Source organism: Kitasatospora sp. SolWspMP-SS2h, assembly GCF_003259315.1.
Classification (GTDB): domain Bacteria; phylum Actinomycetota; class Actinomycetes; order Streptomycetales; family Streptomycetaceae; genus Kitasatospora; species Kitasatospora fiedleri.
This window is the reverse complement of record NZ_QLLT01000017.1, coordinates 165,878-177,186: the sequence shown is the minus strand read 5'-3', so window position 1 is coordinate 177,186 and position 11,309 is coordinate 165,878. Positions and strand designations below refer to the sequence as shown.

Sequence of the window (11,309 nt, the reverse complement as noted above, 5' to 3'; positions counted from 1 at the left end):
CGCGCTCGACGCGCTCGGCGGGTGCGGCGGTCACTTGCCGGTCGCCTGCTTCAACGCGTCCGCGATGCCCCGGAGTTCGGCGAGCTGCCAGTCCTGGAAGGAGGCGGTGGCCGGGTCCGGCGTCTCGGTGACGGTGGCGACGGGTATGCCCTGCGCCTTGGCGGCCTGGACCTGGGCCTTGATGTCCGGGGTGTCGTTCTGGCTGTTGTAGACGTAGATGCGGATCTGCCTGCCGCTGATCTGCCGGTCGGCGGTGGACTTGTCGGCGGCCGTCGGGTCGGCGCCCTCGCTGACGGCGTCGAGCAGCCCCTCAGGGGTGAGGAGCCGGAGGCCGAGGCCCTCGGCGAGCGGGGTGACGATCGACTCGGAGGCGCCGATCGGGGTACCGGCGTAGGTGGCCTTGATCTGCGCGATCAGCTGGTCGTAGGGGGCGAGCGCGGTGCCGAGGAACTCGGTCCGGCGCTGGTCGAAGTAGGCGGCGTCGGCGGGGTCGAGCTTCTGGTAGTCCGCGGTGATCCGGTCGATCACCCGGTGCACGCCGGCCGGGGAGTACCACTGGTGCGGGTTGCCGCCCTCCTGGACGCCGACCAGGTCGCCGACCTTGAGCGCGGTGCGGTCGGGGGCGGGGTTGGCGGCGAGCAGCTTGTCCGCCCAGGCGTCGTAGCCGATGCCGTTGGTGATGACGTACCGGGCGCCGGCCACGGTGCGGCCGTCGGCGGCGGTCGGCTCGTAGTCGTGCGGGTCGGCGTCCGGGTTGCTGATGATGTCGCTCACCTCGACGTGCTCGCCGCCGAGTTGGGCGGCGAGGGACCCCCAGAAGCTCTCCGCGGCGGCGACCCGGATGGTCCTCCCCGCCGCACCCGCCGTCCCCGCCGCGCCCGCCGTCCCGGTGGCGTCGTCGGACTTGGCGGGGCCGGTCGAGCAGGCGGCGGTGGCGGCCAGCGCCAGCGCGGCGGCAGCGGCGGCGGCGAGCCGGACCGGCCGGGCGGGGAGGGCGGGTCGGGCGGGGGGGGCGGGTCGGGCGGGGAGGGCGGGTCGGGCGGGCGCGGAGATGCGCATGGCGATGGTGCTCCTCGGCAGGGGGTGGGAACCCCCTCACCATAGATGGAAACGGTTTTCATCACCATGGGATTGTGGCCGAGATGAAAATCATTGCCGAATCTTGACCTGCCACCCAGGCACTCCTCCGGCCGCTCCCCCGGGCCGGTCGGCCCAAGGCGGTCGGCGCGGGCCGGTCAGCGCAGGGCGGTGCCGCCGCCGCGGGCGAGGAGTGCCAGGTCGGCGCGGGTGGGCAGGGACTCCCAGTCGCCGTGGCCGCCGACGCAGAAGGCCCCGGCGGTGACGCCCCGGGCGAGGCGGTCCTCCGTCGGCAGTCCGTCGAGCGCGGCGGAGAGGTAGCCGGCGACGAAGGCGTCGCCCGCGCCGATGCTGTCGGCCACCGTGACCGGCAGGGCGGCCAGCGAGCGGCTGCCGTCGGGGGTGTGCGCGTGCGCCCCGGCCGCTCCGGCGGTGACGACCACCTCGGCCGCGCCCCGGGCCAGCAGGTCGGGGACGGGGTCGGCGGCGGGGGTGAGCAGGTCGAGTTCGTCCTCGGAGGCGAAGACGGTGTGCACCCACGGCAGCAGTTCGCGCAGCACGGCGGCGGCCTCGTCCCGACTCCACAGCCGGGCCCGGTAGTTGACGTCGAGGGTGACCCGGGCTCCGGCGGCCCGGGCGGTGCGGGCGGCGGCCAGGGTCGCGGCCCGGGCGGTGGCGGACAGCGCCGGGGTGATGCCGGTGAGGTGCACCAGTTCGGGGGCGCAGGAGGTGACGGCGGCGGCGGTCTCGGCGGCGGTGAGGGTGGACCCGGCGGAGCCGGTGCGGTGGTAGCTGACCCGGGTGGTGTCGTGCGCGGCCCGGTCGAAGGCGATGAAGCCGGTGGGCGCTCCGGGCGCGGTGCGGGCGTACCGCAGGCCGACGCCTTCGGCCCGCAGGGTGCGCAGGACGAGTTCGCCGGGCTGGTCGGCGCCGACCGCGCCGAGCCAGTGCGTCTCGTGGCCGAGCCGGGCCAGGCCGATGGCGACGTTGCTCTCCGAGCCGGCGACGGAGAGCCGGGCGGGGCCGCCGAGCCGCAGCGGGGCGGCGGTGCGCAGGGCGGCCATGGTCTCGCCGACGGCCAGCACGCCGCTCATCGGGCCGCCGCCGGGGTGGCGCGGTGCCCGACGGCCCGCAGCAGGCGGGCGGCGCGTTCGGCGAGGGCGGTGAGGCTGCCGCCGCGTCCGGCGTCGCCGAGCAGCGGCGAGCCGACGCCGACGACGCGGGCGCCGGCCGCGAGGTAGCGGGGCGCGGCGTCGGCGTCGATGCCGCCGATGGCGATCAGCGGGGCGTGCGGCAGCGGGGCGAGCAGGTCGCGCAGGTAGCCGGGGCCGTGGGTGGCGGCGGGGAAGACCTTGACCGCGGTGGCGCCGGCGTCGAGCGCGGCGAGGACCTCGGTGGGGGTGAGCGCGCCGCACAGCAGCGGCAGGCCGAGGGCGGTGCTGCGGGGCGCGCCGGGGGTGAGGCCGGGGGTGACGGCGAACGAGGCGCCGGCGGCGGCGGCCAGTTCGGCGTGCTCGGCGGTGAGGACGGTGCCCGCGCCGATCAGGACGTCCGGCGGGCTGTCGGCCCGGGCGCGGGCGATGGCGTCCAGCGCGCCCGGGGTGGTGAGCGAGACCTCCAGCGCGGTGATCCCGGCCCCGGCCAGGGTGCGGAGGCAGGCGACGGCGAGGTCGGGGGTGTCGGCGCGGACGACGGCCAGGACCTTGCGGTCCGTGAGTTCGGTCAGCAGGTCCACGGGTTCCTCCGGTGGTCAGGGGGTTTCTCGTACCCCGGTGAGCGTGGATACTACTTTCAACATACGCAAGCGCCAAACCATAATGCGGATGGTCCAACTTTAGGAGCCCCCTTGCGCATCACCGATGTGAAGACCTTCATCCTCAAACAGCCCACCGGACCGTCCGGCCCCGCCGACAGCGCGGTGGGGGACGACGACCCCGGCTACTTCACCCGCCCGCCCTGGCGCAGCCTCTACTCCGCCCGGATGGAGACCCTGCTGGTCCGCCTCACCACCGACGACGGCCACCAGGGCTGGGGCGAGGCGCTCGCCCCCGTCGCCCCCGAGGTGGTCGGCGCGATCGTCGACCGGATGCTCGGCCCCTGGCTGACCGGCCGCGACCCGCGCGCCGTCCGGCCGCTCTGGGACGGGATGCGCGACCTGATGCGCGAACGCGGCCACCTGACCGGCCACCAGGCCGACGCGATGGCCGCCCTCGACATCGCCCTGTGGGACCTGCTCGGCCGCACCACCGGCCTGTCGGTCGCCCAACTCCTCGGCGGCGCCCACCGCACCGAGATCCCCGCGTACGTCTCCGGGCTGGCCGAGCCCACCGACGAGCGCCGCGCCGCCCTCGCCGCCCGGCTCGCCGCCGAGGGCGCCACCACGATCAAGCTGGCGGCCGGCCAGGGCGTGGAGGCCGACCTGGCCACCTACGACGCGGTGGCCGCCGCCGCGCCCGGCGTCCGGATCGCCCTGGACGCGCACTGGGTCTACTCGCTGGCCGACGCGCTGCGCCTGGGCCGCGAACTCGACCGGCGCGGCGCGCTGTTCTTCGAGGCCCCGCTCGCCCCGGAGGACATCGAGGGCCACCGCGCGCTGGCCGGCCGGATCGCCACCCCCGTCGCCGTCGGCGAGTGCCTGCGCAACCGCTACGAGTTCCGCGACTGGATCACCCGCCGCGCGCTGTCCGTCGCCCAGCCCGACGTGGCCCGCACCGGCCTCACCGAGGCCACCGCGATCGCCGCGCTGGCCGACGCCCACCACGTACCGGTGGCCCACCACCACTCGGTGGGCCTCGGGGTCGCGCTGGCCGCCGGGCTGCACGCCTCCGCCGCCACCGCCGACTGCCCGTTCTTCGAGTACCAGCCCACCCCGCTGCCCTACGCGCAGCGCGTCCTGCGCACCCCGATCACCGCCGGACCGGCCGGTTTCACCCTGCCCGAGGGCCCCGGCCTGGGCATCGAGGTCGACACCGAGACCGTCGAACGACTCGCCGAGGAGAGCTGACCGTTGTCCCCCACCCGCACCCCCACCGGGCTCGTCCCCATCCTCGCCACCCCGTTCGACGACAGCGGCGCGCTCGACCTGCTCTCGCTGCGCACCCTGGTCGAGTTCCAACTCGCCGCCGGCGCCGACGGGCTGGCCGTCTTCGGCATGGCCAGCGAGGGCTTCGCGCTCACCGCCGAGGAGCGCCGGGTGATCTTGCGCGAGGTCCGCACCGTGGCCGGGCCGGACGTCCCGCTGGTCGCGGGCGTCAACGGCACCGGCACGGTGGTCGCCGTCGAGCAGGCCCGGCTCGCCGCCGACGGCGGCGCCGACCAGCTGATGGTGCTGCCGCCGTTCCTCGCCAAGCCGAACCGTCAGCAGGTCGTCGACTTCTACGGCGCGCTCGCCGCCGCCACCGACGCCTCGGTGATGGTGCAGGACGCGCCCGGCGTCACCGGCGTCGCCATCGACGCCGCCGCGATCGGCGTGCTGGCCGCCGTCCCCGGCATCACCTCGGTCAAGGTGGAGGCCCCGCCCACGCCGGTGAAGATGGCCGCCGTGGCCGCCGCCGCCGGGCCGGGCTTCGCGGTCCTCGGCGGGCTCAACGCGGCGGCGCTGTGCGAGGAGTACGCCAACGGCAGCGTCGGCACCATGCCCGCCTGCGAGTTCACCGACCTGCTGCGCCCGGTCCTGGACGACCTGGCCGCCGGGCGCACCGCCGCCGCCCGGGCCCGGTTCACCCGGCTGCTGCCGCTGATCCACCTCGGCATGCGGCCCGGGCAGGCGTGGGCGGTGCACAAGGAGGTGCTGCGCCGGCGCGGGGTGATCGCCTCCGCCGCCGTCCGGCTGCCCGCCCAGGACCTGGACCCGCTGACCGCCCGCGCCCTGGACGACGTGCTGGCCGACCTGGAACTGGCGCCCGCCACCGGCCGGGTGCCCGCCGGACGGGCGGGCGTCCGGTGAGCCGGGCCGTGCTGCTGATCGGCAGCTCCTCCCCGATCGGACGGGCGATCACCGAGGTCTTCACCCGCGGCGGGGACCGGGTGGTCGGGGTCAGCGTCGAACCCGACCCCGACCCGGCGCTCGCCGACTCCCTGGTGCTGGACGCCGGCACCGCCGAGGGCGCGGACCGGGCGGTGGCTCGCACCGTCGACCTGCTCGGCGGCCTGGACGTGCTGGTCCTCGCGGCGGCCGTGATGGCGCCCGGCCGGGCGCACGAGATCGGCCCCGAGCAGTGGCGCGCCGCGCTCGACAACACCCTGGACACCGCGTTCTTCCCGGCCGCCGCCGCGCTGCGGGTGCTGCCCCCGGGCGGGGCGGTCGTCGCGGTCGGCTCGGTGAACGCGACGCTGGCCGCGCCGTGGCTGCCCGGGTACGCGGCGGCCAAGGCGGGCGTCGAGGGGCTGGTGCGCCAACTCGCCCTGGACTACGGGCCGCGCGGGGTGCGGGTCAGCGCGGTGGCACCCGGGATGATCGGCAACGAGCACCTCCCGCACGTCGCCGACGGCTACCCGCTGGGCCGGGTCGGCCGCCCCGAGGAGGTCGCCCACGCGGTGCACTTCCTGGCCGGCGCGACCTTCGTCACCGGCGTGGTCCTCCCGGTCGACGGCGGTCTGTCCGTGGCCTCCCCCGCCGCCTTCCTCCGCCCCGACCTGCGCGCCCGCCTCTACGACGGCGCCTGACCCCCCGCCCCGGTGCCCCGCCCGCTCGCCCGTCACGAGCCGGCGGGGCACCGGCACGTCCGACGGCACGCAGCGCGCCCCGCCGACACCGCCGTCCCCGTCGCCGAACGCCCCGAGACACTTCCCCCCGCGCAGCGGCACTCCCCCACCTCACCCCCCAGCCGGAAGCACCGCCCGGCACGCCGCAGGGCCGCCGACACCGACGTCCAGGGTGTACGTCCAGCCGGAAGCGTCCCCGCCCACGACATCCCCCACCTCACCCCCCGACCGGAAACACCGCCCGGCACGCCGCAGGACCGCCGACACCGACGTCCAGGGTGTACGTCCAGCCGGAGGCGTCCTCGCTGGCGACGGTGGCGGTGGTGATCACCAGGTGCGGGCCGACGAAGGCGCAGGCGGTGGGGCGGGAGCAGGGCAGTTCCACCCGGCGCAGTTCGGTGCCGTCGGGGGCGAGCCGGACCACGGCCGCGGCGTCCCACAGCGCCACCCAGAGGCAGCCCTCGTGGTCGACGGCCAGGCCGTCGGGCGCGCCCTGCGGGACGGGCAGCGGGGGGCCGTCGGGCCGGGGCGGGGCGGCCGGGTCGGACGGGTCGGTGCGCAGCCGGTGGACGAGGCGGCGGCCGGTGTCGACCACGTACGCCCGGGTGCCGTCGGGGCTCCAGCCGATGCCGTTGGCGGCGAGCATGCCGTCGAGCAGGACGGCGGGCGTCCCGTCGGGTCCGAGCCGGTGCAGGCGGGCGACGGGTTCGAGCGGGCGGCGGTGGCCGATCGAGCCGACCCAGAGGCGGCCGTGCGGGTCGACGGCGCCGTCGTTGAGCCGGGCCGGGCCGGGGTCTGCCTCCAGCTGCGCGACGACCGGGGCGGCGGCGGGCGGGGTGCCGGGCCGCCAGTGGACGACCGCGCCGCCGAGCGCCACCAGCCAGTCCGCGCCGTCCCCGGCCCGCACCGCGCAGCCGGTCTCGCCGGGGAACTCGGCCAGCAGCACGGGCGCGCCCAGCGGCTCGTCCGCGTCGGGGCGGGCGTCGGCCCGCCAGAGGCGTCCGGCCGCCAGGTCGACCCAGCTCAGGGTGGCGGTGGCGGCGTCCGCCCGGGGGCACTCGCCGAGGCGGGTGCGGGGCAGGGCGGTGCGCCGCAGCGGCGGGTTCACCGCGCGGGCTCCGCGGTGGCGGCCGGCAGGCGGGGCTGGGGGGCGCGGGTGACGGAGAAGCCGAGGCCGACGGAGAGTTCGTCGGCGGCCTCGATCACGGTGAGCGCCCACTCCTGCTGCCGGTGGGGCAGGTCGAGTTCGGAGAGCGGGCCGCTCAGCGACAGCGCCGCGACCACGTTCCCGGCCCGGCCGCGGATGGGGGCGGCGACGCAGGCCCGGCCGAAGGCGAGTTCCTCGACCTCGGTGGCGCAGCCGCGGCTGCGGACCTCGGCCAGCGCGGTGTGCATCGCGGCGAGGTCGGTGAGGGTGTGGGGGGTGTAGCCGTCGGCCCGGCCGGCCGCGTAGTAGGCGTCGACGTAGTCCGGGCCGAGGTCGGCGAGGACGGCCTTGCCCATGCCGGTGGCGTGCAGCGGGGCGGTGCGCCCGGCCATGGTGAAGTTCTTCGGGGAGCGGGCGCCCTCGAAGTTGCACAGGTAGAACAGCTGGTCGTCGCGGAACTCGGCGAGGTTGACGCCGAGCCCGGTGCTCTGCGCGAGGTTCTGGGCGAGCTGCCGGGCGGCGCGGAACAGCGGGGAGCTGTTGAGGGCGACGGAGCCGAGCGTCACCGAGGTCGGGCCGAGCCGGTAGAGCCCGGTGCGGGCGTCCTGGACGACGAAGCCCAGCCGGTCGAGCGAGGCGACCATCCGGGAGACGGTGGACTGGCCCAGTCCGGTGCGGGCGCAGAGTTCGGAGATGCGCAGTTCGCTGTCCTCGTCGGAGAAGCAGAGCAGTAGCGACATGGCGCGTTCGACGGCCTGGGTGCCGGCCCCGGATTCGGTGGTCATGGCCCTCCTCGGTCGGGCGCGACCGCTCCGGCCGCGCCATCGGCTATCCACAAGTTGCAACACGCTTGCATATCATGCGTACCACTGAGGTGCCACCGCGGCCCCGCGACCAGCGGCGGCTGCCCCGCCGCCCGGAGGGGCGGCGGGGCAGGTCGGCGCGGGGGCGGTTCAGGGGCGGATCAGGGCGGTTCGGGGGTTCCGGGCGGCTCAGGGGCTCCGGGCGGCTCAGGGGTTCTGGGCGGCTCAGGGGTTCTGGGCGAGGATGTCCTCGACCTTCTTGCGCAGGTCGTTCAGGCCGCTCTGCACCTGGCTCTGCCCGGCCAGGATCGCGGCGACGCCGTCGCCGATCGCGGTGTCGATCTGGGCGTAGGCGGCGAGCCGGTCCCAGGCCGCGGCCCGCGAGTGGTCGGCGATCTCGGTGCGGAACAGGGTCTGGAAGGTGTCCTGGGCCAGGCCCGGGACCCGGGCGGCGACGGCGGCGTCGGCGGGGGCCAGGGCGGACTGCTGGTACAGCGCGGTGGCGGCGGCCGGGTCGCCCGCGACGTAGGCGATGAAGTCCTTGCTGGTCTTCTCGCCCTTGCCGGAGCTGCAGAACAGGCCGCTGCCCCAGAACCGGTTGAAGGACGGCGCTCCCCCGGCCTGCGGCCGCTGCAACGGGCGGACGGCGGCGGCCAGTTCGGCGCTGCCGCCGTTGGTGGTGACGAACTTGCGGGCCAGCGGCGCGTCGTCGTACAGCACCGCCTGGCCGCGGGCGAACAGGATGCGCGCGTCGCTGCGGGCCACCCCGGACTTGGTCAGCCCGGCGTCCTGGAGCTGCTTGTACCAGGTGACGGCGGCGACCGACTCGGCGTCGCCGATGGTGACCTTGCGGTCGTCGGTGACCACCGGGCTGCCCCAGCCCCACATCCAGTGGACGGCGTCCTTCAGGTCGGGGTTCTTGGTGACGGCGGCGTACGGGATGAGCTTGGCGTCCTGCTTCTTGATCCGCTCCAGGGCGGCGGCGAACTCCTCCACGCCCAGCCCGGCCCGCAGGCCGGCCTCGTCGGCGATCCGGCCGTCGGCGACCAGGCCGATGCCGGAGGCGTTGACCGGCAGGTAGTGCAGCTTGCCGTCGATCCGCAGCGAGTCGGTGATCCGGGTGGGCAGGCTCATCCCGGCGGCCAGGTCGGAGACGTCGGCGAGGATGCCGGTGGGCACCAGCACCTGCCAGGGCCCGGCCTGGCCGACGCCGGCGAAGTCGCCGGATCTCGCGGCCAGCGCCAGCTGGGTGGACGCCTGGTCGTACGGGTAGATCACCGGCTTGACGCTCCGGCCGGACTTCTTCTGCCAGCCGTCGACGGCGGCCTGCCAGGCGGCCTTCTGCGACTCCTCCCCGAGGACGTTGTTGTAGAAGTTGATGGTGCCGGTCTCGGTGGCGCCGCCGGGCGCGGACGTGGTGGGGGCGGGCGTCGAGCAGCCGGTCAGGCCGGCGGCGCCGAGGACGCCGAGCGCGCCGAGGCCGGCGAGCAGGCCGCGGCGGGACAGCGGCCGGTGGGTGTCGGGGGTGAAGGACATCGCTGCTCCTGGGGAACGGGGGGGCGAGGGTGGGCGGGCGGGTGGTCAGCCCTTGACGGCCCCGGCGGCGAGGCCGGAGACGAAGTGGCGCTGCAGGGCGACGAAGACGACGGCCAGCGGCAGCGAGGTCACCACGGAGGAGGCCATCAGGGCCGGCCAGTCGGCGGCGCCCTCGTGGATGAAGGCCGTGGTCAGGCCGACCGGCAGGGTCTGCTTGTCGGGCCCGGCCAGGGTGAGGGCGAACAGCAGGTCGCTCCAGGCCCGCATGAAGGCGAACATCCCGGCGGTGACCAGGCCCGGGGTGATCAGCGGGAAGACGATCCGGAACAGGATCGCGTTGTTCGACAGGCCGTCGACCCGGCCGGCCTCGATGAGTTCGTCCGGCAGGCCGTCGATGATGCCCTTGAGCAGGAACGCGGACAGCGGCAGCGTGAAGGTGGTGAACGCCAGCACCACCGCGGTGTAGGTGTGCAGCAGTCCGACCGCGCCGAACATCAGGTACAGCGTGACCAGCAGCAGGGCGCCGGGCAGGAGTTGGCCCAGCAGGAACATCACCATGACGGCGTTGCGGCCGCGGTAGCGGAACTTGGAGAGCGAGTACGCCATCAGGCCGGAGACCAGCACCGAGACCGCGGCGGTGGCGGTGGAGACCACCGCGGAGTTGCCGAGGGCGCGCAGCAGCGCCGGGTCGTCGAAGAACGCGCGGAAGTTCTCCAGCGTCGGGTGGACCGGGAACAGCGGGCGGTCGGCGGCGAAGACGTCGCCGCGGCGCATGAACGCGGTGGCGAACAGCCAGTAGACCGGCAGCAGTCCGAACAGGGCGAGGGCGGTGAGGGCGGCCCGGCCCCACGGGCCGAGGGCCGGGGCGGTGATGCCCTCGCCGACCTGGCGGGCGGCGCGGCGGGCGGCGCGGCGGGCGGCCCGGCGGGTGGGCTCGTGGACGGGCGTGCGGGCGGGCTCGTGGGCGGGCTCGTGGGCGGGCGTGCCGGGGGAACGGGGGGCGGGCAGGGCCATCAGCGGGATTCCAGTTTCTTGTCCAGCAGGAAGTAGCCCGCGCACACCACGGACAGGGACACCAGCCACAGCACGCCCATCGCGGCGGCCCGGCCGAGCGAGAACTCGGTGAAGGCGTAGCGGTAGAGGCTGACGGCGAGGGTCATGGTGGAGGTGCCGGGGCCGCCGCCGGTCATCACGAAGATCATGTCGAAGGACCCGAAGTTGTAGATGAACTCCAGCATCGCGACCAGGGCGACCGGCCCGGCCAGGTGCGGCAGCGAGACGTGCCGGAAGCGCTGGGCGCGGGTGGCGCCGTCCAGGGCGGCGGCCTCCAGCTGCTCGCGCGGCAGCGACTGCAGGGCGGCGAGCGCGACCACCATCACCCAGGGGAAGGAGTTCCAGGTCTTGGCGACCACGACGGCGAGCATCGCGGTGGCCGGGCGGCCGAGGAAGTCGACCTGGGGCAGGCCCAGGCCGGACAGCAGGTGGTCCAGGACGCCGTAGCTGTCGTTGAAGATCCAGGCCCACAGGAAGGAGACCACCACGCCGGGCAGCAGCCACGGCAGCATCAGCGCGCCGCGCAGCAGGCCGCGCCCGCGCAGCCGGGCGTTGAGCAGGACGGCGAGGGCGAGGCCGACGGCGAGCGGGAAGAGCGTGGCCAGGCCGGAGAAGACCAGGGTGGTGCCGAGCCGGTCCACGAAGTCGGGCCAGACGGCGGTGTAGTTGTCCAGGCCGACGAACCTGCGCTCGGGCCGGATCAGGGACTGGTCGTAGAAGCTCGTCGCGATGCCGGCCAGCAGCGGGTAGACGGCCACCACGAGGAACAGCGTGAGCGCGGGCGCGGCCAGCATGAAGCCGAAGGTGCGGTCCCGGGCACCCGCCGACCGGGGCCGCGCGGCGGGGCGGGGGGCGGGGGGCGCGGTCCGGACGGGCGGGGGTTCGGTGGTTATCGCCATGTTCACTCCTCATACTGTGACGACACGTCACCGTATCCCGGAAGACACATCCAGTAAATGGATGTCAGATTTACTATATGAATCCGTTGC

Annotated in this window: 11 protein-coding genes; 3 read left to right on the top strand and 8 right to left on the bottom strand. The window is 75.5% G+C overall.

Annotated elements, in window-relative coordinates; all coding sequences use genetic code 11:
* Positions 1–30: 30 nt before the first annotated feature.
* The 3 genes from K353_RS22175 to K353_RS22165 all read right to left on the bottom strand — a co-directional run bounded on the left by K353_RS22175 (position 31) and on the right by K353_RS22165 (position 2,812).
* Complete coding sequence (locus tag K353_RS22175; RefSeq protein ID WP_111555295.1) at positions 31–1,059, bottom strand: metal ABC transporter solute-binding protein, Zn/Mn family; 1,029 nt, start codon at positions 1,057–1,059, stop codon at positions 31–33.
* A 176-nt stretch (positions 1,060–1,235) separates the two neighbouring features.
* A complete protein-coding gene (locus K353_RS22170; protein ID WP_111555294.1) occupies positions 1,236–2,171 on the bottom strand; it encodes a sugar kinase in 936 nt (311 codons plus the stop codon).
* Positions 2,168–2,812: a bifunctional 4-hydroxy-2-oxoglutarate aldolase/2-dehydro-3-deoxy-phosphogluconate aldolase gene (locus tag K353_RS22165; protein ID WP_111555293.1), complete on the bottom strand. Its 645-nt coding sequence runs from the start codon at positions 2,810–2,812 to the stop codon at positions 2,168–2,170. The genes K353_RS22170 and K353_RS22165 overlap by 4 nt, the downstream gene beginning before the upstream one ends.
* A gap of 111 nt (positions 2,813–2,923) precedes the next feature.
* On the opposite strand from K353_RS22165, the gene K353_RS22160 reads away from it, so the two are divergent.
* From K353_RS22160 to K353_RS22150, 3 genes are read left to right on the top strand one after another with little or no spacing between them, the layout of a single operon-like run.
* Positions 2,924–4,081, top strand: a complete 1,158-nt coding sequence (locus K353_RS22160; protein ID WP_111555292.1) for a mandelate racemase/muconate lactonizing enzyme family protein — start codon at positions 2,924–2,926, stop codon at positions 4,079–4,081.
* 3 nt (positions 4,082–4,084) lie between these two features.
* Positions 4,085–5,023 (top strand): dihydrodipicolinate synthase family protein, encoded by a 939-nt coding sequence (locus tag K353_RS22155; RefSeq protein ID WP_111555291.1) that lies wholly within the window; start codon positions 4,085–4,087, stop codon positions 5,021–5,023.
* The gene (locus K353_RS22150) at positions 5,020–5,742 is read left to right on the top strand and encodes an SDR family NAD(P)-dependent oxidoreductase (RefSeq protein WP_111555290.1); all 723 of its coding nucleotides are present in this window, start codon (positions 5,020–5,022) and stop codon (positions 5,740–5,742) included. Before K353_RS22155 ends, K353_RS22150 begins: the two co-directional genes overlap by 4 nt.
* 256 nt (positions 5,743–5,998) lie before the next feature.
* Here the strand turns inward: K353_RS22150 and K353_RS22145 are convergent, their stop codons facing one another.
* From K353_RS22145 to K353_RS22125, 5 genes are all read right to left on the bottom strand, one after another.
* Positions 5,999–6,889: an SMP-30/gluconolactonase/LRE family protein gene (locus tag K353_RS22145; protein ID WP_158585461.1), complete on the bottom strand. Its 891-nt coding sequence runs from the start codon at positions 6,887–6,889 to the stop codon at positions 5,999–6,001.
* Positions 6,886–7,713: an IclR family transcriptional regulator gene (locus K353_RS22140; protein ID WP_111555288.1), complete on the bottom strand. Its 828-nt coding sequence runs from the start codon at positions 7,711–7,713 to the stop codon at positions 6,886–6,888. The genes K353_RS22145 and K353_RS22140 overlap by 4 nt, the downstream gene beginning before the upstream one ends.
* A gap of 243 nt (positions 7,714–7,956) precedes the next feature.
* Entirely contained in the window at positions 7,957–9,267 is a 1,311-nt protein-coding gene (locus K353_RS22135) for an ABC transporter substrate-binding protein (protein WP_111555287.1), read from the bottom strand.
* 45 nt (positions 9,268–9,312) lie between these two features.
* Complete coding sequence (locus K353_RS22130; protein WP_199528195.1) at positions 9,313–10,281, bottom strand: carbohydrate ABC transporter permease; 969 nt, start codon at positions 10,279–10,281, stop codon at positions 9,313–9,315.
* Positions 10,281–11,219, bottom strand: a complete 939-nt coding sequence (locus K353_RS22125; RefSeq protein ID WP_111555286.1) for a carbohydrate ABC transporter permease — start codon at positions 11,217–11,219, stop codon at positions 10,281–10,283. Before K353_RS22125 ends, K353_RS22130 begins: the two co-directional genes overlap by 1 nt.
* Positions 11,220–11,309: the final 90 nt, after the last annotated feature.